Raw genomic sequence first — 23022 nt, forward strand, 5'->3', positions numbered from 1 at the left:
AAGTGCGTGCGTGATACGCGGAATACACCGAATGCGTCGACGAACGTCGATACCCGTGCGCGCCTCGCTACGGCTGCTCGGCACCGCCAACGTGAATCGCGCGAAATACGATCGCGAAGCCGAGCGCGTACAGCGCGGCGATCACCGCGAAGCCGACGGCCGTCGCGCGGTCCGGATCGTCGATCACGTGCAGGATCACCGATGCGATCGCGATGCCGACCAGCGAACCGATCTGCCGGCTCGCGTTCAGCGACGCGGCGGCGAGGTTCGCGTCCGCCGCATCGGCCGACTGCATCACGACGAGATTCATTGCCGGAATGGCCTGGCCGGCGCCGAAGTTGGCCAAGCCGATCGCGACGGCCAGCACCGGATACGACATCGCCGCGACGCCGACGAGCGCCACGCTGCCGAGCGCGGCGAGCGCGAGCCCCGAGAGCAGCGTGCGGCGCGCGCCGAACCGGGCGCTGACTTTCGCGGACGCGAGATTGCCGATGCCGAACATCGCCATCAGCGGAAACAATTCGAACCCGGCCACGAGCGCGCTCGCGCCGCGGACGTTCTGCAAATAGAGGCTCAACAGAAAGATCTCGGCGAGAATGCCGAAGTTGATCGCGAGACCCAGCGTGCTGCCCGCGACGAAACGCCGATTCGCGAGCAGCGCCGGCGACAGGATGCGCGAGTGCGCGTAGCGCTCGCGTAACGCAAATGCCGCGGTGGCCGCCAACGTCGTGGCGACGCCGGCGAGGATCGACGGCGAGCGCCAGCCGGCGCCGGGCCCTTCGATCAGCGTGAAGCTCAGCGCGGCGAGCGCGAGCGCGCCGAACAGATGGCCGAGCGCATTCAACGGGCCGGGATGACGCGGCGCCCGCGCGATATGCCGGTACGTGAGCCACAGGCCGGCCGCACCGACCGGCAAATTCACCCAGAAGATGCCGCGCCAGCCGATCGCGTCGACCAGCACGCCGCCGACGCAGGGCCCGAGCGCCATCGCGGCCGACACCAGCGCGCCCCAGATGCCGATCATCCGCGTGCGCATCGGCCCTGGCGGGAACGCGAGCGTGAGCAGGCTCAGCGAACTCGGCATGAACAGCGCCGCGCCGACACCTTGTGCAAGGCGCGCCGCGACCAGTGCGCCGCTGGACTGCGCGGCCGCGCACAGCACCGACGCACCGACGAACAGCGCGAGCCCCGCGACGTAGATGGCTTTCGACCCGTAGCGGTTCGCGAGCGCGCCGCCGAGCAGCAGCAGCGCGGCGAAGCTGAGCGTGTACGCATCGACGACCCACACCAGCACGGTCAGCGACATCGACAGACTGGTTTCCATCGCCTTCAGCGCGACGTTGACGATCGTCACGTCGAGCATGGCCATCACGAAACCGCACGCGAGCGCGACCATCACGAGCACGGGACGCGCGGCCGCGGCGGCGGCGGCGGACGCGCCGGCGACCGGCGTGGCGCGTCCGCCGTTCATGCGGCCCTCCCGCCGAGGTACAGGCGTCGCATCTCGTCGCTGTCGAGCAGCTCGGCCGCGGCGCCTTCGAGCGCGACGCGCCCCATCGTCAGCACGATGCCGCGATCCGCGATGCGCAGCGCCTCGATCGCATTCTGCTCGACCATCAGCACGCCGATATGCTCGGTGTCGCGCATCCGGACGATCGCGTCGAACACCTCGTCGACCATCTTCGGCGACAGGCCGGCCGACGGCTCGTCGAGCAGCAGCAACACCGGGCGCGGCATCAGTGCGCGTGCGAGCGACACGATTTGCCGCTCGCCGCCGGACAATGCGCCCGCCAGCGACCGGTAGCGACGCCGCAGCACCGGATACTGCTCGCACAGCTCGTCGATCCGCGCCTCGCGCGGAAACGCCGACATCGACTGGCCGCCGAGCATCAGGTTTTCGCGCACGGTCAGCGACGCGAACACGTTGTCGGTCTGCGGCACGAAGCCGATCCCGTACTCGCGGATCTTGCGGTGGACCGGCACGCGCGCCACGTCCGTGCCCTGGATCGTCACGCTGCCCGCACGAGGCAGCACGAAGCCTGCGATCGCCTTCAGCAGCGTCGATTTTCCGCAGCCGTTCGGGCCGAGGATCGTCACGATGTCGATGGCCCCGACCGTGAGCGACACGCCATGCAGGATGTCGACTTCGGGCGTGTAGCCGGCGACGAGTTCGCGCACGTCGATCATGACGCCTCCAGCGGACGAGGGGCGGCATGGGCGCGCCCGAGATACGCGTCGAGTACGCGACGGTTGCGCTCCAGCTCGGCCGGCCGGCAGTTCGCGATCGTCACGCCGCGGTCCAGCACGACGCAGCGGTCGCACAGCTCGCGGATGAAATGCATGTCGTGCTCGATGACGACCAGCGTGACGCCTTGCTTGCGAATCCGTCGCAGTTCGTCGATCAGCTCGCCGCGCAGGTTCGGGTGCACGCCGGCGGTCGGCTCGTCGAGCAGCAGCAGCTTGGGCTCGGTCATCATCGCGCACGCGATGCCCAGCAGCTTCTTCTGGCCGCCGGAAATCGACGCGGCGGACAGGTGCGCGACGCCGGACAGTTTCAGCTCGTCCAGCAGCGCGGCGGCGCGTGCACGCGTATCGGCATCGAGCGCGCGCGTCGCACGGCCGGGCCAGAGGGCGGCGGCGATGCCGTGGCGCGCGGACGAAGCCGCCATCGCGAGTTCGAGCACCGACATGCGTGCGGGCATCGACGGCAACTGGAACGTGCGGCGCACGCCCAGCCGCGCAATCTTGTGCGGCAACAGCGCGTCGATCCGCCGACCGTCGAAGCGGATCGCGCCCGCCGCGAGCGGCGCGAAGCCGGTGATCGCGTTGAGCGCGGTGCTCTTGCCGGAGCCGTTCGGGCCGAGCAGTCCGACGATTTCGCCGCCGTCGACCGACAGCGTGACCCCGGACAAGACGACGTTCTCGCCGTAGCGGATCGTCACGCCGTCGAGATCGAGCAGCGTGCTCATGGCCGCACCTCCAGGCGCTCGGGTACGAGCCCGTGCGGACGCCAGAGCACGCACGCGAGCAGCATCAGGCCGACCAGGCCCAGCCGCACCGCGCCGGTCAGGTCGCTGCCGACATCGAGCCAGTCCTTGAGAAACGGCGCCAGCGCGTAGACGGCCTGCACGATCAGCGTGCCGACCAGCACACCCAGGTGGCTGCCGAGGCCGCCGACCATCACGACGGTCCACAGCGCGAAGGTCTCGGACGCGATCATCGCGTCCGGCCCGACATAGCCGATGTACCACGCGGCGAGTGCCCCGGCGAGCGCGGCGGGCAGCGCGCCCGCGATGCATGCGCGCGTTTTCAGCGCGAGCGGATCGTAGCCGAAGCAGACCGCGAGCGCGGGTTCTTCGCGCATCACCTTCAGCGCCCGGCCGAAGCGGCTCGCGGTCAGGCGCCGGTACGTCGCGTAGGTGAGCGCGAGGCAGCCGGCCGTGACCGCGAGGAACGCGAGTTCGGCCCACGGCGCGCGCAGCCCGGGGAATAGCGGCGCGATGCCGCCGATGCCTTGCGCGCCACCGGTCAACCCGCTTTCGTTGAGCGCGATCGTGCGCAGGATCTCGGCGATCGCGAGCGTCGCGATCCCCCAGTAGTCGGCGGAGAGCTGCCGCCCGAGCCGCGCGACGACGATCGCCAGCGCACCCGCCGCGGCCAGCGCGAGCGCGAGCGCCGAAGGCAATGGCCAGCCGAGCCGAGACGCGATGCCGGCCGCGTACGCGCCGAGCCCGCTGAACGCAATGAAGCCGAAATTGACGAGTCCCGCATAGCCGGCCTGCAGGTTCAACCCGAGCGCCATCGTCGCGTACAGGCAGCCGACGGTCAGCAGATGGATGACGAAGCTAGACACGCCGTACCTCCCGATCGAAGATGCCGTAAGGCCGGAAGATCAGTGCGACGAGCAGGATCGCGAACGACACCGCGCCGACGTACTCGACCGGAAAGAATTGCATCGGCCGATCGACGAGCCCGCCGAAATCGACGTTCAGCGCGACGGTTTCGGCCACCGCGATCAGCAGCGCACCGGCCGCGGCGCCGAGCGGATTGCCGAGGCCGCCCAGGATCGCCGCGGAAAACACCGGGATCAGCAGTCCATAGCCGAGATTCACATGCACGCTCTCGGTGGCGCCGAGCATCGTGCCGCCGAGCGCCGCCAGCACGCCGCTCGCGAACGTGATCACGTTGGTCACGCGCGTCGCGTCGATGCCGGTCGCGAGCGCCAGCGCGCGATTCGACGCGAGCGCACGCATCGCCCGCCCGAGGCCGGTGCGGTACAGCAGCGCCGCGAATATCGCGAGCGCGCCGGCGCCGCATGCGATCGAGCCCAGTTGCGGCACGGACAGCGCGACGCCGGCGATCACCATCGGCGGATGCACGTCCTGCGCATACTGCTGCGGCCGCGAGCCGGCGACGCCGAGCACCAGCGCGACCGCGAGCATCGAGATCGCAAGCGAGCCGATCATCGCCACCGCGCTGCCGGAGCGCAGCAGTCTCGCGAACACGAACAGGTTCAGCAGCGTCGCGGCGGTGCCGACCAGCGCGCAGGACACGGCCGTCGCGAGCGCGAACGGCAGCCCCGCGCGTTCCAGCCAGAGCGTCGCGAATGCGCCGAGCATCGCGTACTGGACATGCGCGATGTTGGGAAAGCGGATCAGCGAATAGAGCGTCGACAGGCCGACCGACACCAGCAGCAGATCGGCGGTGCGGATCAATACGTCGACAATGAATGACAGCATGGCGAGATCCTCTGGTTCATCCGGGCGGGCGCTTACTGCTGCGCGACGACCGATTGGCGGTAGACCACCTTCTCGTACGGCTGGACTTCCCGCTGACCGTCGGCATCGAACGCGATCGCGCCGGTCACGCCGGTATACGACTTGCCCAATGCCGCGAGCGCGGTGCGAATCTTCGCCGGGTCGATGGATTGCGCGCGGCCGATCGCCGCGGCGGACAACAGCGTCGCGTCATACGCATAGCTGCCGAACGCCGAGCGCGGGGCCTCGTTGTACGCGGCCTGATAGGCGCTCGCATACGCTTTCGCGCCCGCGCCGAGCGCGGCGACTTCGAGGCCGATCTGGCCTTGCGCGATCTGCGCGGGCGTGTCGCTCGTGCACATCGTCAGGTAGATGCCGTACCACGGATGCTGGTTGAGCCGCATCTCGAATGCCTGCCGGTTCAGCGTCGCGGCTTCCTGGCCATAGGCGCTGTAGACATACGCGTCGGGCTGCGCGCGCGATGCCTGCTCCAGTTCGCGGCGATAGGTCGATTGTCCTTCCGTATAGAGCACCGTCGACACCACCGTGCCGCCGAGCGCCTCGAAACGCTTCCTGAATTCGCCGGCAATCCCCTGGCCGTAGCCGTTGTTCGGCGCGATCAGCGCGATGCGACGCAGCTTGCGGGCGTACACGTCCTGCGCGGCGAAGCGCGCGGACAGGTCGTCCAGCCCGATCACGCTGAACGAGCCCGCGCCGATCTTGCGCACCTGCTGGCTCGACGAGCCGATGTTGATGTGCACGTCGCCCTGGCGCACCAGGAACTGTCCGACCGGTATCGTGACCGACGACGAGAATTCGCCGAGCACGACCGGCACGTGTTCGACGGTCGCGAGCTTGCGCGCGGCGTCGAGCGCGATATTGGCCGAGCCGCCCGAATCCTCGATGCGCACGGCGAGCTTCTGGCCCAGCACGCCGCCTTTCGCATTGATCTGCGCGACGGCCAGCTCGATGCCGCGGCGCTGGTCTTCGCCGATCGACGCACTCGCGCCGGTCAGCGGCAGCACCGCGCCCACGCTGACGTCGGCGTGCGCAGCGCCCGACGCAAGCGCCCCGAGCGCGATCCAGATACCGATACTCCACTGACTTGCCTTCATCTTCGTTCTCCCGTCGCATGGTCGGCCGCACGGTTGGCGGCATGGTTTGATATACAGAAGTGTCGACAGAATCACAGAACAAAAATCGTTTGCAAATAAATTTTCGAGCCGCTGTGACGAATAGCGAAAGTCTTGTTTGAGATAGAAAATTTTCCCTGTTTTCATGCATTTATGCACGCGGATAAAGCGCGTGGATAGCCATGGTGCATGGGCGCGCCAATCCGGCGCAATCGAGAATATTTCTGAAAAAAGTGTATACAGAGGTGAATTGCAGTGCTTAAATCTTCCCAACTCGACACGACCTCGGAGGGCAGTCAGATGGTGGAGATCAAGCGATACGGCGTAAGTGAACGGATGAGCCAACTGGTGGTCGCGGGCGGGCTGGCCTTCGTCGCGGGGCAGGTGGCGGACGACACGTCGCTCGACGTGGCGGGGCAGACCCGGCAGATTCTCGACAAGATCGACCGGCTGCTCGAAGACGCGGGGCTCGACAAGCGCCGGATCGTGTCCGCGAGCATCTGGCTGGCCGACTATCGCAGCTTCGCCGAGATGAACAGCGTATGGGACGCGTGGGTGCCGCAGGGCGAGTCACCGGCACGCGCGTGCGTCGAATCGAAGCTCGCGTTTCCGCAGTACACGGTCGAGATCGCGGCGATCGCCGCGAGCTAGTACAGGAGAAGCGGAGTATGAAGACGATCGTGCTCGGCGGCGGCATCGTCGGCGTAACGACTGCGTATTTTCTCGCGAAGGCCGGCGACGAGGTGACGGTGATCGAACGTCGCGACGGCGTCGCGCTCGAAACGAGCTTCGCGAATGCGGGGTTGATCGCGCCCGGCCATTCGTATACCTGGGCATCGCCGCGCGCGCCGAAGATTCTGTTCAAGTCGCTGTTTGCCGACGGCCAGGCGCTGCGGCTCAAATGGACGCCCGACTGGCGGATGTGGGCCTGGTGTGCGCTGTTCCTGCAGAACTGCACGGCCGAGCGTTCGCGCCGCAACACGTCGATCAAGGTGAGGCTGTGTCGTTATGCGCAGCAGCGGCTTCAGCAGGCGACGAATGATGAACTGCTCGAGTACGACCGGACGAGCGGAGGATTGTTGTACCTGTATCGCGACCCTGCATCGTTCGAGCGCGGCGTCGCGAACATGCGGATTCTGACCGACAACGGCCTGCCGCTCGACATCCTCGATGCGCGGGCCACCGTCGAACGCGAGCCGGCGCTGCGCCACGCGGCGGCCGGGATCGCGGGCGCGATCCATTGCCCGAGCGACGAGAGCGGCGACGCGCATCTGTTCGCGCGCGCGCTGGCCGAGCGCTGCCGCGCGCTCGGCGTCGAATTCCGCTTCGGCACGTCGATCGACGGCGTGCGCGCGAGCGCCGATGCGATCGACTACGTCGAGACGTCGCAGGGCCGCGTGACCGGCGATCGATACGTGCTCGCACTCGGCGCGTACTCGCCGTTCGTCGCGCGCTCGCTCGGCTACCGGCTGCCGATCTATCCGGTCAAGGGGTACTCGGTCACGCTGCCGATCGACGACACGCACGAGCCGCCCGCGCTCGGCGGCGTCGAGGAGAACCAGCTCGTCGCATGGGCGCGCTTCGGCGACCGGCTGCGGCTGACCGCGACCGCCGAGTTCAGCGGCTACGACACCACGCATTCGCCGGGCGATTTCGCGCACATGCTCGCGACCGCGCAGGCGCTGTTCCCGAACGGCGCCGACTACGCGAAGCCGTCGTACTGGGCCGGGCTGCGGCCGATGACGCCGGAGGGCACGCCGATCATCGGCGCATCCCGGCACCGCAACCTGTTTTTCAACACCGGCCACGGCCATATGGGCTGGACCATGTCGTGCGGCACCGCGAAGATCGTCGCGGATCTGATCCACGGCAAGCGGCCCGACATCGACATCACCGGGATGACCCTGCAATGAGCGAACTTCTTTCCACCTCCGAGGCGTCCGATCCGGGTGTCGGCGCCGGCCCGGCGCGCGATGCGTACGCGCGCTTCGATTTCTCGCTCGACGCCGGCATCGCGCGGCGCGCGGCGATCGGCCTCGTCGTGCTGGCGACCGATCATACGATCGAATACGAGTGGCGACGTCTGCTCGCGATCGATGGCGTCGCGTTCTACGAAAGCCGGATCGCGAATTCCGCCGAGATCACCGCCGAGACGCTCGCGCGGATGGACGGCGGGATCTGCGCCGCGGTCGAATTGATCCGGCCGGGCGAGCGCCTCGACGTCGTCGCGTTCGGCTGCACGTCGGCGTCGATGGTGCTCGGCGAGGAGCGCGTGTTCGAGCGCATCCGCGAGGCGCGGCCCGGCGTCGCATGCACCACGCCGATTACCGCGGCGCGCGTCGCGCTGACGGCGCTCGGCGCGCGCGGGGTCGCGCTGCTGACGCCGTACGAGCGCACGATCAACGATGCGATGGCCGCGTACCTGCGCGCGCGCGGCGTCGATATCGTGCGGGTCGGATCGTTCGAGCACCGCGACGACAACGAGGTCGCCCGCATCGAGCGCGCGTCGATCGAGCACGCGGTGCTGACGCTCGCCGCCGATCCGGCCGTCGATGCCGTATTCGTGTCGTGCACGAGCCTGCGCATCGTCGATGCGCTGGCCGATATCGAAGCGCGCGCGGGCAAACCCGTACTGTCGAGCAATCACGCGCTCGCCTGGCACGCGCTGCGGCTCGCGGGCATCGACGATCCCGTGCCGGGCTTCGGCAGCTTGCTGATGCGCTGACGCATGGCTCGTGCATGTAAAAAGAACGCGCGCGGGCAAATTGCCGATGGATAATGACGCGCGGTGACAACAGGTGGAACCAGGAGACGAGATGTCGACTTCCGTTATGGCTGGCCGGGAGACCGCGGCGCCGACGCGCACGGGCCTCACGGTCAACGAGATTTACGAGCAGTTGAAACAGATGGCCGTGCTGTACGAGATCCGGCCGGGCGAGCGGTTCAACGAGCTGGAGCTTGCCGAGCGCTTCAACGTGAGTCGCACGCCGATTCGCGAGGCGCTGAATCGGCTCGTTGCCGAAAACCTGCTGGTGTTCGTGCCGAACCGCGGTTTCTTCATTCGGGAACTGGAGGGGAAGGATGTGTTCGATCTGTTCGAATTGCGTCGCTCGATCGAAACGACCGCGGTGATGCTCGCATGCGAGCGCGGGTCGGACAACGACATCAAGGCGTTGCGTCGCTTCTGGAAGCAGGTGATGAAGAATGCGGCGCGGATGTCGTCGGCCGAGCTGGTCGTCAAGGACGAGCAGTTTCACCTGGAGCTGGCCGCGTTGTCGGGCAATGCCGAGATCGGCCGGGTGCTGCAAGGGATCAACGCGCGTATTCACTACGTGCGCTGGGTCGACGTCGATCAGCGACGCAACGAGGCGTTTACCGAGCATCTCGAGATTCTCGACGCGCTTGCCGAACGCGATGCGGAACGTTGCGCGACGCTGACCGACACGCATATCCGCTGGCGGATGGAAGAGATCACGCGCGTCGTCCAGGCGAGCGTCGTCAAGCTGTACGCAAGATAAAGCAAGACCGGCCGCGGCGCCTGCGACGATCGCGTACAGCACGCGAACGGGCAGGGCAGGCCGGTCGACGAGACAAGCAGTCGTGCAAAGGAGGACGGGTCGCCCGGATCGACCGGCGCGGCGCATCGCTACTTGATCGTCACGAGGTGCCGTCATGACACACGGTACGTTGGTCACGCTGTATAAACCCTCCGCGGCGCAGATCGAGCATTTGCTGACCTTGCCCGCGAAAAGCCCCGTCGTCGTCGCGGTCGACAATTCGCCCGTCGCCGATCGTGCGCTGTACGCACGGCTCGCCGCAGGCGGCGTCGACGTGATCGCGAATCACAATCGCGGCGGCATCGCCGGTGCGTTCAACGCCGGCGTCGAATTCCTGATCGGCCGCGGCTGCGACGTCTTCTTCATCTTCGATCAGGATTCGCACGTTCCGGACGACTATTTCGATCGCATGCTGGCCGGCTGCGCGCGGGTGGGCGACAGCCGCTTCCTGGTCGGCCCGCGGATCTTCAACCGCAATTTCCAGCGCGACCTGCCGTTGTTCACGGTGCGCCGCTGGTCCGCGCAGATCACGCCGATCCACGGCGGCGCGCACGGCCTGCTGTCGTGCTCGGTCATCATCTCGTCGGGCACCGCAATCTCGCTCGACGCGTATCGCGCGCTCGGCCGCTTCCGCGAGGACTTCTTCATCGACCACGTCGACGCGGAATACTGCATGCGCGCGCAGGCGCACGGCGTGCCGGTGCGCGTCAACGCCGACGTGTCGCTGCCCCATGAACTCGGCAGCCCGTCCGCGCAGCAGCACTGGCCGCGCGTCGAGATATTCGATCAGAGCGCGCTGCGCCACTACTATGCGGCGCGCAACTGTATCCTCGTCGCGCGCGACTACTGGCGGCGCTATCCGGCGATGCTGCTGATCAATCTCATCACGCTCAAGCACGTCGCGTTCGTGCTGCTGCATGCGCGCAACAAGCGCCTGAAGCTGAAGGCGATCTATTGCGGCGTGACGGACGGGTTGCGAGGGCGGTACGGGCGTGTATGACGCGTGATTTATCGCGGTATGGGCGCACGACAAACGCGCCATACAATTCGGATCACTGATTATAAGAGAGGGTTTCAGATGAGCTTGTCTACGCCGATTCACCGCCGCTATACGGGCGCGTTTTCCGTCGCGCCGACGATCTTCACCGAGTCGGGCGAGATCGATATGCCGGGCCAGAAGCGCTGTGTCGACTTCATCATCGACGCGGGAGCGGACGGCCTGTGCATCCTCGCGAACTACTCGGAACAGTTTTCGTTGACCGACGACGAGCGCGAGCGGCTCATCGCGGCGATCCTCGAACACGTGGCGGGACGCGTGCCGGTGATCGTGACGACCACGCATTTCAATCCGACGATCTGCGCGGCGCGCAGCCGCGCCGCGCAGGCGGCCGGTGCGGCGATGGTGATGGTGATGCCGCCGTACCACGGCGCGACGATTCGTTGCGGCGAGGCCGCGATCGAGCAGTTCTATGCGGCGCTTTCCGACGCGATCGAGATCCCGATCATGTACCAGGACGCGCCGATGAGCGGCACGCAGGTATCGGCCGCGTTTCTGGCGCGCCTCGCGCACACGATTCCGAATCTGCGCTATTTCAAGATCGAGGTGCCGCAGTCGGCGTCGAAGCTGCGCGAACTGATCGCGCTTGGCGGCGACGCGATCGAAGGGCCGTTCGACGGCGAGGAGGCGATCACGCTGCTTGCCGATCTCGATGCGGGCGCGACCGGCAGCATCCTCGGCGGCGGCTATCCGGACGGGCTGCGGCCGATTCTCGCCGCGTATCTCGCCGGGCAGCGCGACGAGGCGGTCGCCCAGTACGAGCAATGGCTACCGTTGATCAATTACGAGAACCGTCAGGCCGGCCTGCTGGCGGCGAAGGCGCTGATGAAGGAGGGCGGCGTGATCGCATCGGACGCGCCGCGCCGTCCGCTGGCGCCGCTGCATCCGGCGACGCGCGCGGGCCTGATCGAAATTGCGCGACGGCTCGACGCGCTGGTGCTGCGCTGGGCACGCTGACGCGACCGCCTGGCAGCACGACGTTGCGAATTCCGCCGCCATCCGTGCGCCCGACGCGTACGGGCGGCTTCCGCACTCGATGACCCAACCAAGGAACCCGAAGAATGAGCATGCCGACGATACGCGCGGTCCGCGCGCTGACGGTGCGTGGTGGCGGTGCCGATTACCACGATCAGGATGCCGGTCACTGGATCGACGACCACATTGCGACGCCGATGTCGCGCTACCCCGAATACCGGCAGAGCCGCCAGTCGTTCGGCATCAACGTGCTCGGCACGCTCGTGATCGAAGTCGAGGCCAGCGATGGAACGGTCGGCTTTGCGGTGACGACCGGCGGCGAGATCGGCGCGTTCATCGTCGAGCGGCATCTCGCGCGTTTCATCGAAGGGCAGCGCGTAACCGACATCGAGAAGATGTGGGATCAGATGTTCCATGCAACGCTGTATTACGGGCGCAAGGGTGTCGTGCTCAATGCGATTTCCGGCGTCGATCTCGCGCTGTGGGACCTGCTCGCGAAGGTCAGGCGGGAGCCCGTGCACCAGTTGCTCGGCGGCAAGGTGCGCGACGAGCTGGAGTTCTACGCGACCGGTGCGCGACCCGATCTCGCGAAGGAGATGGGTTTCATCGGCGGCAAGCTGCCGTTGCATCACGGCCCGGCCGAGGGCGAGGTCGGCCTGCGTCGCAATCTCGATGCGCTCGCCGAGATGCGTTCGCGCGTCGGCGCCGATTTCTGGCTGATGCTCGACTGCTGGATGAGTCTCGACGTGCCGTATGCGACGCGGCTCGCGCACGAAGCGCATGCGCTCGGCCTGAAATGGATCGAGGAATGCCTGCCGCCCGACGACTATTGGGGCTATGCGAAGCTGCGCCGCGACGTGCCGCGCGGCATGCTCGTCACGACCGGCGAGCACGAGGCGACCCGCTGGGGCTTTCGCATGCTGCTGGAGATGGAGTGCTGCGACATCATTCAGCCGGACGTAGGCTGGTGCGGCGGGCTCACCGAGTTGATGCGGATCTCGGCGCTCGCCGATGCGCGTGGCGTGCTGGTGATTCCGCACGGCTCGTCGGTCTACAGCTATCACTTCGTCGCGACGCGGCACAACAGCCCGTTCGCCGAATTCCTGATGATGGCGCCGCAGGCCGATCGTGTCGTGCCGATGTTCGATCCGCTGCTGCTCGACGAGCCGGTGCCGGTCGGCGGGCGGATGAAGGTGCCCGACACGCCCGGTTTCGGCGTGCGCCTGAATCCGGACGTGCGCATGCAGCGCCCGTATGAACACTGAGCGTACGGAGGGGCGCAATGACGAAATTGCTTGAAGACAGGATCGTCGTCGTGACGGGCGGATCGCGCGGGATCGGCCGCGCGATCGCGCTGGCGTGTGCGCGGCATGGCGCCGACGTCGTCGTCAACTACTGGACGAACCCGCTGCTGCCCACGCAGGCCGATCACGAGATCGACGCGCTCGTCGACGCGATCCGCGCGACGGGGCGCGACGCGCTGGCCGTGCCGGGCGACGTCGCGCAGCCGGACACGGCCCGCGCGCTCGTCGCGGCCGCGGTCGAACGATTCGGCCGGATCGACGTACTGGCGAGCAATGCCGGAATTTGCCCGTTCCACGGCTTCCTGGACTTGCCGCCCGAGCTGCTGCAACGGACGATGGAAGTGAACCTGCACGGTGCGTTCTACATGACCCAGGCCGTCGCCCGGCAAATGGCCGCGCAAGGGCACGGCGGCGCGATCGTCGCGACCAGCTCGATCAGCGCGCTGGTCGGCGGCGGCATGCAGACGCACTACACGCCGACCAAGGCCGGCGTCCATGCGCTGATGCAGTCGTGCGCGGTCGCGCTCGCGCCGCATCGGATTCGCTGCAATTCGGTGCTGCCGGGCACGATCCGCACCGAAATCAACGACGACGATCTCGCCGCGCCCGGCAAGACCGAGTACTTCGAGCGCCGGATTCCGCTCGGCCGCCTCGGCGAGCCGGACGACGTCGCCGACTGCGTCGTGTTTCTCGCGTCCGACATGGCGCGCTACGTGAACGGCGCCGCGCTGCTCGTCGACGGCGGCATGTACGTGAACCTGCAATGAAACCGCGAGGCATGGGCATGGAAACGATCGCCTTCAGGATGCGCCTGCACCCCGGCAAGCGGGACGAATACCGGCGCCGGCACGATGCGATCTGGCCGGAACTCGCCGACGCGCTTCGTGCAGCGGGCATCTCGGACTACTGGATCTTTCTCGACGACGACACCCATCACCTGTTCGCCGTGCTCAAACGGCCGGCCGATCACCGGATCGCGCAACTCGCCGAAAAGGACGTGATGCGTCGCTGGTGGGCGTACATGGCCGACCTGATGGCGACCGGGCCGGACGGACGTCCGGTCGAGAAATCGCTGGAGCCGATGTTCCATCTGGAATGACGCCGGCCCGTTCAACGGATCGGCAGCGCTCGGCGTGTGCCGAACCATTGCAGCGGATCATCGTGTCGCATGAACTCACGGAGCCCACATGCAGGTTGTCGATCCCCATGTCCATTTCTGGGACGCCGACGCGTTGAGCTACAGCTGGCTCGATCGCGCTCAGCCGGCGTTCTCGGGCGCGGTGGCGGACTTGCCGCGCCGCTACCTGCCCGCGGACCTGCGCGCGGACGCCGGCGCGGATATCGACGTGCTGAAGGTCGTGCATGTCGAGGCGATCCACGATGTGTGGACGACGCCGAGCGAAGTCGACTGGCTGCAGGCGCTGGCCGATGCGCCGGCGAGCGGCGGGATGCCGGACGGCATCGTCGCGGGCGTCGACCTGTTCGCGCCGGACGCACGCATCCGGCTCGCCGGCGCGGCGGCGCATCCGAACGTGCGCGGTATCCGGCAGGTGTTGAACCGGCATCCGGACCCCTGGTACAACTACGTCGACGTGGACTATCTGACTGAACCGAGCTGGCGAGAGAACTTCGGGATGCTGAGCGAGTTCGGTTTGTCGTTCGACCTGCAGTTGTACCCGGCCCAGGTCGGCGCCGCGCTCGCCGTCCTCGATGCGCATCCCGACACGTCCGTGATCGTCAATCACACAGGCATGTTCGTCGACCGGACCAGCGTGCACGGCTGGCGCGAGTGGCGCGACGGATTGCGCGGGCTCGCGCGGCGGGCGAACGTGACGATGAAGCTGTCCGGGCTCGCGATGTTCGACCATCGCTGGACGGTCGAAAGTTTCCGCCCGTACGTGCTGGAGGCGATCGACGCGTTCGGCGCGGCGCGCTGCATGTTCGCGTCGAACTTCCCGGTCGATCGGCTCCATGCCGGCTATCAGGCGCTCTGGCACGCTTATGCGGCGATCGTCGCGGGCGCCCGCGACGATGAGCGCGAGGCGCTGTTCGTCCACAATGCGCTGCGAACTTACCGACTGTGAGCCACGTGCCCGCCATCGGGTGGCGAGCGTTGTCACCGAAGCACGTGCCGGGCGCGCGCCCCGGCAGCATCAGCCGAACCCGCACGCTGCAGCGGCGCTGGCTGATGCTTCATCGGGGCTTGTTCGCCCTAATCGCGCAACGCGGTCGCGACGACGCTCGCCAACGACGTCGTGGGCCGACCGATCAGTCGCGCGAGGACGCCGCCGTCGTCGAACAGCGCACCGCGCGACGCGGCCACGTCGGCATCCGCGAGGACGCTGGCAAACTCGGGCGGCAACCCGGCGCTCGTCAGCACGTCGGCATAAGCGTCCTCGGCGAGATCGTTGTAGACGACGGTCTTGCCGGACTGCCGCGAAACCTCCGCGGCTAGCTGCGCCAGCGTGTACGCATCGTCTGCCGCCAGTTCATAGGTTTTTCCTGCGTGGCCGTCCGTCGTCAATACCGCGGCCGCGGCCGCCGCATAGTCCTTCCGCGCGGCGGCAGAGAAGCGCCCGTCCTTCGCGGCCCCGATGAACGCGCCATGCTCGAGCGCAGCGGGAAGGGCCATCAAATGGTTCTCGGTGTACCAGCCATTGCGCAGGAGGACGGTGGGGAGGCCGGAGGCCGCGATGACTTCTTCCGTCTGCCGATGCTCGATCGCGAGTCGGACGGGCGACGTGTCGGCGTGCAGCATGCTCGTATAGGCGAGCAACGAGACTTCAACCCGCCGGGCCGCGTCGATCACCGCGCGGTGCAATGGCAGGCGGCCGGCGACTTCGGTCGACGAGATCAGCAGGAGTTTGTCGACACCGAGGAACGCGGTGGCGAGCGTTTCAGGCCGCTTGTAGTCGGCCTCGCGCACCACCACGCCGCGCGCTTCAAGGTCGCGCGCCTTCGCCGGATTCCTGACCGCCGCGATAATCCGGTTGGCCGGCACGGTTTCAAGCAATGCGTCGATCACAAGGCGCCCGAGCTGCCCGGATGCTCCCGTTATTGCATACATGTTCATGCTCTCCGTGTATCGATAGGTGAGGCTCCAAGTGTAGGGATGAAGGTTTCCATTGGAAACCACCTATCCATCGGTTACCATCATTTTCAAGTAACCAAATGGAAACCATTCCCGGTGCGACGATGGGTTTGAGAATGCGAAAGAAGGTGGAGCCGCTTCCCGGCTGCCCGATGTCGAAATGCATGGCGTTGATCGGCGGTCTGTGGACGCCCGAACTGATCTGGTGCCTGAGCAATGGCCCGCGTCGGTTTTCAGAGTTGCGGCGCGACAACCCGACCATCACCGCGAAGGTGCTGACCGGCAGACTGCGTGATCTCGAGGAGCGGGGCGTGATCCGGCGCAGCGTGTTGCCGACGTCGCCGCCGTCCGTGGAATACGAGCTGACGTCGCTCGGTCAGGAACTGCTGCCGGCGATTACGTCGATCGTGGAGGTCGGGTCGCGCCTGCTGCTGCGTGACCGGCCGCGCTAGCGATTAGCGACCGCGCGGGCTATCGCGCCGCCGTCGAACGCCGGCGCTTCGTATTCGGCAACGGCTGGTGATGCATCGGCCCTGTGATGAGGTCGCTCGTCGCGTCGCGGATCCAGCGGTGGGCCGGCTCGTGATGAAAGCGCGAATGCCGAAACAGATCACCGGGTACGACACCCCGCCGGCGCAACGCTTTACGCGTCTTTCAGCCAGGGCATTTCCACGGGCGACACGACCAGTTGGCGGAATTCGCGCTTCAGATCGAAGATGAACCCGACCAGGATCATCGAGTCGGCGTAAGGAATCGGAAAGACCTGCGGATTTTCCGGGGTACGCAGCGGGCGCTCCTGCGTGTCCGCCGTCGCCGCGGCGTTTTCGCGAACGCTTTCCAGGTCGTCTGCCATGGCCGGGCCGCCGGCTTTCAGCACACGGCTACGCAGCTCGCTGAAAGGTTCGATGCGCGCGGCGTCTTCGTGGTATTCGGGCACTTCATAAACGAACCAGGACATTGTCGTCTCCCATGAGAAGGGGCGCTATTCTAACGCTACGCGCGAATCCACCGAAAATCGAGGCCGCCCACTTCTCAAAGCACATCCACGAGTCCTGCAAGGTCATCGCATCCGAGGCGGATTGCAGCAATGTCACACTTCGGATAACACCTGATGCGCCGCGCGAACCACCGCATCTACCGTGATGCCAAACTTGTCGTACACGTCCTTGATTTTCCCGGACTCGCCGAAGCTGTGCATGCCGACGAACCGGCCTTCCGGTCCGATGTACCGTTCCCATCCCAGTTCGACCGCCGCCTCGACCGCGACCCTCGCGGGAGAAACGCCCAGCACGGCCCGCCGGTAATCGCGCGGCTGCTCCTCGAAGAGCAGGCGGCACGGCATCGATACGACGGCCGTCGGCACGCCTTCCTGTTGCAGGATGTCGCGTGCCTGGACGGCGAGGTCGACCTCCGAGCCTGTCGCGATCAGCGTGAGTTGGCGCGGCCCGCCATCGGCCTCCCGCAAAATATAGGCGCCCCGCGCCGACTTGTTTTCGTTTCCAGGCTCGTTGCGCAGGAGCGGGACCGGCTGGCGTGACAATGCGAGGAGTGCGGCCCTGCGCGGCTGTTCGAGAATCAGTTCCCAGCACTCCGCCGTTTCGACTGGATCGGCCGGCCGATAGACGGCGAGTTGCGGAATGGCGCGAAGAGCGGCGAGGTGCTCGACGGGTTGATGAGTCGGCCCATCTTCTCCGAGACCGATGGAATCGTGCGTCATCACGAAGATGGATCGCACCCGCATCATCGCGCTTAACCGGATCGCCGGGCGACAGTAGTCCGAAAAGCAAAGGAAGGTGCCGCCGTACGGAATGAGGCCACCATGAAGGGCAATGCCGTTCATCGCGGCGGCCATGCCGTGTTCGCGGACGCCGTAGTGGAGGTATGAACCCTTGAACCGGCCAGGCTCGATCGCGATTTGGTTCTTCGTCTTCGTATTGTTGGACTGCGTAAGATCCGCCGAGCCGCCCAGCAATTCCGGAATCGCGTCGAAGAGATGATCAAGCACTTCACCGCTGGCCTTTCGGGTGGCCATTGCACTGCCACTGGCAATAAATGCCTGCCGTGCCGCCGCGATCGCCGCCTTCCAGTCATCCGGAAGCTTTCCCGCATTGCGCCGGTCGAATTCGGTGCGCAGCGCCTGCGGCGCCCGGCGGACACGCTCGTCCCACGCGAGTCTCGTCTTGCGGCCGCGCGCGCCGATCTCCCGCCATGCTTTCAGCAGGTCATCCGGGATTTCAAACGGCGGCGAATGCCAATCGAGGGCCTGGCGTGCGCCCGCGATTTCATCCTCGCCCGGGGCATCGCTATGGGCTTTCTCGGTCCCGGCCTTGGTCGGAAAGCCGAACCCGATGATCGTCCTGCATGCGATCAACGTCGGTCGGTCATGCGTTGTCCGAGCGGTCTCGATAGCGCGCCGTATCGCATTCGTGTCGTGACCGTCGATTTCCAGGACTCGCCATCCAGCCGACTGAAAGCGCTCGATCTCGTTGTCCGAAACCGCGAGCTTGGTCGCGCCGTCGATGGAAATCGAATTGTTGTCCCAGAATGCAATCAATCTGCCCAGCCGGAGGTGGCCGGCCAAGGAAATGGCCTCGTGGCTAATGCCTTCCATCAGGCAACCGTCGCCGAGAAATACGTACGTGTAGTGATCGACGAGATCATCGCCGAAGTGCGCATTCATGACGCGCTCGGCCAACGCCATGCCGACGGATTCCGCGATGCCTTGTCCGAGGGGGCCGGTCGTCAGTTCGATTCCGTCGGCGTGCGAGTACTCCGGATGGCCCGGCGTCTTGCTGCCGACTTGCCGGAAGCGCTTGAGCTCGTCGAGGGTCATGTCGGAATAGCCCGTCAGATAGAGGAGGCTGTAGAGGAGCATCGACGCGTGTCCGTTGGACAGTACCAACCGGTCTCGATCGATCCAGTGGGGATCCGACGCGTCAAATTTCATGAACTCGTTGAACAGGACCGTCGCAACGTCAGCCAACCCCATTGGCGCACCAGGATGTCCGCTGTTCGCTTTCTGCACTGCATCCATGGCGAGGAAGCGAATACAGTTCGCCAGTGCGCGAAGATGGGGGGCTCGTGGGGGCGGCACCGCTTTTGCAGCCGTCCGGGAATGTGCAGTGGGATCGCTCATCGGTTCTCCTGTTTTAGCTCGGAAAGATGAGGCTACGGGGCAAGGTGCATGCCTTCTCGACGGCGACGAGGTTACGCCGGAATGCGCTTGATATTTGGTGTGGCCTTGCTACACGTTCTGGGATTCGACCCTTTTGAATTGATAATACGCATTATGTCAACTAAGATCGGTATAGATACCGTGCGCGGTCTGTAGCCTGCGGTCGGCCAAAGGCTCGAACATCACCGGAAGCGATCAGCAAGATACTTCACGAATCACCTCCCACTCGTTGTCATGCGAGCATCGCTCGCCCGACGCCCATTGGACATGTGATGACTTCACGTCACAAACAGAAGATACAAAAAGCATTGAAAATTAATTTGACGGCACGCGAATCGGCAACAATCGAAATCAATATTCAATAACGAAAATCCCAACCATCCACTTGACTCGACTTCTCATCGCGCGTCCTCCTTACACACCCGCCACGACGAGAAAACCCCAAAGCGTCCCAGCCACACGCCGTCGATGCATCGCCCCCGTTACCACCATCAACACGATCATTTCAAATTTCTCACCAAATTTCGACTTGATTGACAGCAACGACATGAAAAATTAATCCAATAGAAAATATCTTGTAATTATAAAAATCACCTCCTAGCATCCCCCTGCTGTTCGCGACATGTCTTGTTTAAAAGTCATCACTTGATGCATTCCTCGAACAAACCCACTCATAACCTGGGGAATTACATGAAGAAACTGTCTCGACTGCTGCCCATCACCGCGATTACCGTCGCGAGTCTCAGCGCTTTTGCCCAGGCCGGCGACCAGCCGGCCGCGGTCGACAAGGCGCTGCAACTGATCCAGCAGAACCCGACCGCCTTCAGCGTGGCGGCCAGCGGCACGGCACGCACGTTGAAGTTCGCGGGGCCACAAGCAGGCGCCCCAACCGACGGCGACCAGTTCCAGGTGCGGGACGTGATCGTCGATCCCGACGGCACCGAGCACGTGCGTTTCGATCGCTTCCACGCGGGCCTGCCCGTGATAGGTGGCGACGTGGTCGTCCACTCGAGCAACGGGCAGTTGAAGCAAGCCAGCGTAACGCAGCTCGCACCGATCAACCTCGCCGGCACGATCGGCAAGGTCGGGAACCGCGCCGTGGTACGCAACGCACCCGACGTCGGTGCGACGCGGGCCAGACACATCGCGGCCGCGCGCTTCAACTCGGACGTGCGCCGCGTCGACGAGCCGGAACTCGTCGTGTTCGCCCGCGACGTCACGCCGACGCTGGCCTATGCGGTACGCGTCTACGGCAAGTCGACCGACACGCACGGCGACGCCGTGCTGTACTACGTCGACGCCCGCACCGGCGCCGTGCTCGACGCACAGGACCTGATCAAGACCGCCGCCGCGACCGGCACCGGCCGCTCGCTGTACTACGGCAACCTGACGCTCACGACGGACCAGACCGGCACGAACGCATACCGGATGCTCGATCCGGGCCGCGGCGGCGGCTCGGTCTACGATGGTCGCGGCCTGAGCTCGGACGAGGTCGAGCAAGCGACCGACCTGCCGATCTTCACGAGCAGCACGAACGTGTGGGGCAACAACACGACCACCGATCGGCAGACCGTCGCGGCAGACATCGACTACGGGCTCGCGTTGACTTGGGACTACTACAAGACCACGCACAATCGCAACGGCATCTTCAACGACGGTCGCGGCGTGAGAAGCTACGCGCACGTGGTGTTCAATACCGGCAGCGGCACGACCGGCGCGAACGCGGCATGGCTGTCGTCGCGCGTGATGGCGTACGGAGACGGCGAGCCGGGCACGCGCCTGCCGAAGCCCGTGGTGTCGGTCGACGTCGCCGGGCACGAGATGAGTCACGGCGTGACCGAGGCCACCGCCAACCTGAACTATTCGGGTGACGCGGGCGGCCTGAACGAGGCGACGTCCGACATTTTCGGCACGCTCGTGAAGTTCTACGCGAACAACCCGAACGATCCCGGCAACTACGTGATCGGCGCGCGCGTGGTGAGCGGCGGCCTGCGCAAGATGTACAAGCAGGATCTCGACGGCCGGTCGTTCAGCTGCTACCCGTCCGGCGGCTTCTCGTGGTCGAATCCGCGCCACGATCCGCATTTCACGTCGGGAGTCGGCAACCGCTTCTTCTACCTGCTGTCGGAAGGGCCGTCGGTGCCGTCGACCGACACCGGCCTGTCGAGAGCGCAACTGGTCTGCAACGGCGACACGACGTTCAGCGGGCTGGGTCGCGACAAGGCCGGCAAGATCTGGTACCGGACGCTCACCGTGTACCTGAACGCCAACTCGAACTACCCGAACGCGCGGCGTGCGTCGATCCAGGCGGCCAACGACCTGTATGGCGCGAACTCGGCGGAAAGCGCGACGGTCGCGCGCGCGTGGAGTGCTGTCGGGGTGAATTGACGGCGCTTGTGTGGATACGTCGAACGCCAGAGGTCGCGTGACGGTACTTCGCTTCGGAGGAAAGCGATTCGGTCGTGATCACGCGGCGCCGGGGTGAATGACGGGAAGTGCCGACCGATCGCCTGCATGTGCAGGCGATCGGTGGACGGTGTGTTCTTGCGGTCAGCCCCCCGCCGCCGCCACCGGATTGAACGACGTATCCCACAACGGCGCGACACGCGCCGGCCCGTCCAGCACGCCGATGCGCGCAAACACGTCCGCGACCTGCTGATGCTGCGCGATCACGTCGGGCGTCACCGGCAGCAGCGCGTAGTCTTCGCTGCGCTGATCGAACATCGAGACGAGATCCACAACCGGCACACGCGTCTCGTGATTCTGCGCGAGCGCATAGTCGCGGAAATGCCCGTTCGCCCACGCATACGCACGTCGGAACCGCAGCAGCAAATCGCCGGTCGCCGCGCGGCGACGCACATCGTCGAGCGTGCGCGGATTCGCATACACCGGAAAATTGCCCGACAGATAGCCCTTCCCCGTCTTCAGTACGCGGGCGCCGTAGCGGTTGCGCGCAAGCTGGCCGTTGTAGCCGTAGATCGCCCATGCGTCGATGTCGCCGCGATCGTACGCGGACAACCCGTCGGTCGGCGACAGGTTGATCGGCTGGATGTCGTCGAAGCTCAGGCCGGCTTCCGCCAGCTGTCGATACAGGAAATAGTGCGACGTCGTCGCGCGCACGTAGCCGACACGCTTGCCCTTCAGGTCCGCGATGCTGCGGATCGGCGTGTCCTTGCGCGCGAGCGTGACCTGGTTGTTCAGGTCTTCGCGCACGCGCGAGATGAACTTCACATTGGCTTTCTGCCGCGCGGCGAACACGGCGGGAATTTCGCTACCCGAACCGATATCGAGCGCATCCGCGTTGAGCGCCTCGATATGCAGCACGCCGTTGTTCAGTTCGCGCCAGTCGATCCGATACGGCGTGTTGTCGAGCCCGGCCGCCTGCAGCAGCGCGCGCCAGCCGCCCTTGTAGGTCGCGACGCGCAACGTCGTTCCGGCCAGATCGGCATCGGCGGCCGGCGTGGCGAACGCGGCCAATGGGTGCGCCGCGACTGCGGCGCCGGCAAGCAGCAGGCGGCGACGTACCGCCGACATTGACGACATCGGATGCTCCTGTTCGATCGGATGGAACCGGATGGAAAGCGAAACCGCCGCGTCAATGCAGCGCCGGAAAGCCGTGGCGCTCGGCCAGCAGTTCGAGGATGCGGCGCGCATCGGTGACGAAGCGCACGTCGCCGAGCGTCTGCGCGTCGTCCGGCGCGGGCTGGTCGCGGCCCAGCACGAGCACCGGCAGGCCCTGGTGCGCATCGTCGAGCGCGTCGATCACCGCGGGCCGCGGCCGCTCGAAGCCGACGCGCTTCACGTCGATACGCGCGGCGCGATCGGGCGCGCTCGCGAGCAGCCCTTCGATCGGCAGTCCATGCGGACAGACGAAGCGCTGGCCCGGATGCTTCGGATCGGCAAAGCCCGGTTCCAGCAGAAACAGTACATCGCGACTCATGTCGAATGGCTCCTTTCTCGTTGGGCGTCCCAT

Annotated in this window: 23 protein-coding genes; 12 read left to right on the top strand and 11 right to left on the bottom strand. The window is 66.0% G+C overall.

The window, feature by feature from the left end:
- Positions 1–67 precede the first annotated feature (67 nt).
- Genes KR541_RS33150 through KR541_RS33175 form a run of 6 tightly spaced genes read right to left on the bottom strand, consistent with a single transcriptional unit; the run spans position 68 to position 5872 of the window.
- Positions 68–1471 (bottom strand): MFS transporter, encoded by a 1404-nt coding sequence (locus tag KR541_RS33150; protein WP_216090104.1) that lies wholly within the window; start codon positions 1469–1471, stop codon positions 68–70.
- On the bottom strand, positions 1468–2187 hold the full coding sequence (locus tag KR541_RS33155; RefSeq protein ID WP_050016935.1) for an ABC transporter ATP-binding protein: 720 nt from the start codon (positions 2185–2187) through the stop codon (positions 1468–1470). The genes KR541_RS33150 and KR541_RS33155 overlap by 4 nt, the downstream gene beginning before the upstream one ends.
- Positions 2184–2969 (bottom strand): ABC transporter ATP-binding protein, encoded by a 786-nt coding sequence (locus KR541_RS33160; protein ID WP_216090105.1) that lies wholly within the window; start codon positions 2967–2969, stop codon positions 2184–2186. Before KR541_RS33160 ends, KR541_RS33155 begins: the two co-directional genes overlap by 4 nt.
- Positions 2966–3853: a branched-chain amino acid ABC transporter permease gene (locus tag KR541_RS33165; protein ID WP_080334364.1), complete on the bottom strand. Its 888-nt coding sequence runs from the start codon at positions 3851–3853 to the stop codon at positions 2966–2968. The genes KR541_RS33160 and KR541_RS33165 overlap by 4 nt, the downstream gene beginning before the upstream one ends.
- On the bottom strand, positions 3846–4739 hold the full coding sequence (locus KR541_RS33170) for a branched-chain amino acid ABC transporter permease (RefSeq protein ID WP_050016938.1): 894 nt from the start codon (positions 4737–4739) through the stop codon (positions 3846–3848). The genes KR541_RS33165 and KR541_RS33170 overlap by 8 nt, the downstream gene beginning before the upstream one ends.
- Before the next feature lie 32 nt (positions 4740–4771).
- Complete coding sequence (locus KR541_RS33175; RefSeq protein WP_216090106.1) at positions 4772–5872, bottom strand: ABC transporter substrate-binding protein; 1101 nt, start codon at positions 5870–5872, stop codon at positions 4772–4774.
- 318 nt (positions 5873–6190) lie between these two features.
- Between KR541_RS33175 and KR541_RS33180 the strand changes: the two genes are divergently transcribed.
- The 10 genes from KR541_RS33180 (at position 6191) to KR541_RS33225 (ending at position 14867) form a co-directional block, all read left to right on the top strand.
- Positions 6191–6541 (top strand): RidA family protein, encoded by a 351-nt coding sequence (locus KR541_RS33180; protein ID WP_176015987.1) that lies wholly within the window; start codon positions 6191–6193, stop codon positions 6539–6541.
- Between the two features lie 17 nt (positions 6542–6558).
- Positions 6559–7803: a D-amino acid dehydrogenase gene (locus tag KR541_RS33185; protein WP_252996709.1), complete on the top strand. Its 1245-nt coding sequence runs from the start codon at positions 6559–6561 to the stop codon at positions 7801–7803.
- Complete coding sequence (locus tag KR541_RS33190; protein WP_050016943.1) at positions 7800–8615, top strand: maleate cis-trans isomerase family protein; 816 nt, start codon at positions 7800–7802, stop codon at positions 8613–8615. Before KR541_RS33185 ends, KR541_RS33190 begins: the two co-directional genes overlap by 4 nt.
- A 91-nt stretch (positions 8616–8706) precedes the next feature.
- Positions 8707–9408, top strand: coding sequence for a GntR family transcriptional regulator (locus KR541_RS33195; protein ID WP_050016945.1), 702 nt, complete (start codon positions 8707–8709; stop codon positions 9406–9408).
- A 154-nt stretch (positions 9409–9562) separates the two neighbouring features.
- Entirely contained in the window at positions 9563–10447 is an 885-nt protein-coding gene (locus KR541_RS33200) for a glycosyltransferase family 2 protein (protein WP_050016946.1), read from the top strand.
- Positions 10448–10525: 78 nt separating this feature from the next.
- Complete coding sequence (locus tag KR541_RS33205) at positions 10526–11461, top strand: dihydrodipicolinate synthase family protein (protein ID WP_050016948.1); 936 nt, start codon at positions 10526–10528, stop codon at positions 11459–11461.
- A gap of 104 nt (positions 11462–11565) precedes the next feature.
- Entirely contained in the window at positions 11566–12744 is a 1179-nt protein-coding gene (gene rhmD / locus KR541_RS33210) for an L-rhamnonate dehydratase (protein ID WP_124555824.1), read from the top strand.
- Positions 12745–12761: 17 nt separating this feature from the next.
- Positions 12762–13550: an L-rhamnose 1-dehydrogenase Lra1 gene (lra1, locus tag KR541_RS33215; protein WP_050016952.1), complete on the top strand. Its 789-nt coding sequence runs from the start codon at positions 12762–12764 to the stop codon at positions 13548–13550.
- 17 nt (positions 13551–13567) lie between these two features.
- Positions 13568–13882 carry an L-rhamnose mutarotase gene (gene rhaM / locus KR541_RS33220; RefSeq protein WP_050016972.1) on the top strand — a complete coding sequence of 105 codons (315 nt, stop codon included), beginning with the start codon at positions 13568–13570 and terminating at the stop codon, positions 13880–13882.
- Between the two features lie 88 nt (positions 13883–13970).
- Complete coding sequence (locus tag KR541_RS33225; protein WP_216090108.1) at positions 13971–14867, top strand: amidohydrolase family protein; 897 nt, start codon at positions 13971–13973, stop codon at positions 14865–14867.
- Between the two features lie 128 nt (positions 14868–14995).
- Here KR541_RS33225 and KR541_RS33230 read toward each other — a convergent pair whose 3' ends face one another.
- Entirely contained in the window at positions 14996–15850 is an 855-nt protein-coding gene (locus KR541_RS33230) for an SDR family oxidoreductase (RefSeq protein ID WP_216090219.1), read from the bottom strand.
- Between the two features lie 104 nt (positions 15851–15954).
- On the opposite strand from KR541_RS33230, the gene KR541_RS33235 reads away from it, so the two are divergent.
- Positions 15955–16326, top strand: coding sequence for a winged helix-turn-helix transcriptional regulator (locus KR541_RS33235; RefSeq protein WP_245171947.1), 372 nt, complete (start codon positions 15955–15957; stop codon positions 16324–16326).
- 191 nt (positions 16327–16517) lie between these two features.
- On the opposite strand, the gene KR541_RS33240 is transcribed toward KR541_RS33235, so the two are convergent.
- Together KR541_RS33240 and tkt are read right to left on the bottom strand one after the other, a co-directional pair.
- Entirely contained in the window at positions 16518–16832 is a 315-nt protein-coding gene (locus tag KR541_RS33240) for a helicase (protein WP_124555827.1), read from the bottom strand.
- 132 nt (positions 16833–16964) lie between these two features.
- Entirely contained in the window at positions 16965–19010 is a 2046-nt protein-coding gene (tkt, locus tag KR541_RS33245; protein WP_216090109.1) for a transketolase, read from the bottom strand.
- A gap of 729 nt (positions 19011–19739) precedes the next feature.
- Between tkt and KR541_RS33250 the strand changes: the two genes are divergently transcribed.
- The gene (locus KR541_RS33250) at positions 19740–21437 is read left to right on the top strand and encodes a M4 family metallopeptidase (RefSeq protein WP_050017840.1); all 1698 of its coding nucleotides are present in this window, start codon (positions 19740–19742) and stop codon (positions 21435–21437) included.
- A 162-nt stretch (positions 21438–21599) separates the two neighbouring features.
- Here the strand turns inward: KR541_RS33250 and KR541_RS33255 are convergent, their stop codons facing one another.
- Both KR541_RS33255 and KR541_RS33260 read right to left on the bottom strand, forming a co-directional pair.
- Positions 21600–22592 carry an ABC transporter substrate-binding protein gene (locus tag KR541_RS33255; protein WP_050017839.1) on the bottom strand — a complete coding sequence of 331 codons (993 nt, stop codon included), beginning with the start codon at positions 22590–22592 and terminating at the stop codon, positions 21600–21602.
- Positions 22593–22644: 52 nt separating this feature from the next.
- Positions 22645–22989, bottom strand: a complete 345-nt coding sequence (locus tag KR541_RS33260; protein WP_050017838.1) for a DUF3088 domain-containing protein — start codon at positions 22987–22989, stop codon at positions 22645–22647.
- Positions 22990–23022 lie beyond the last annotated feature (33 nt).

The sequence above is a fragment of the Burkholderia sola genome (assembly GCF_905400185.1).
Taxonomy (GTDB): Bacteria; Pseudomonadota; Gammaproteobacteria; order Burkholderiales; family Burkholderiaceae; genus Burkholderia; species Burkholderia sola.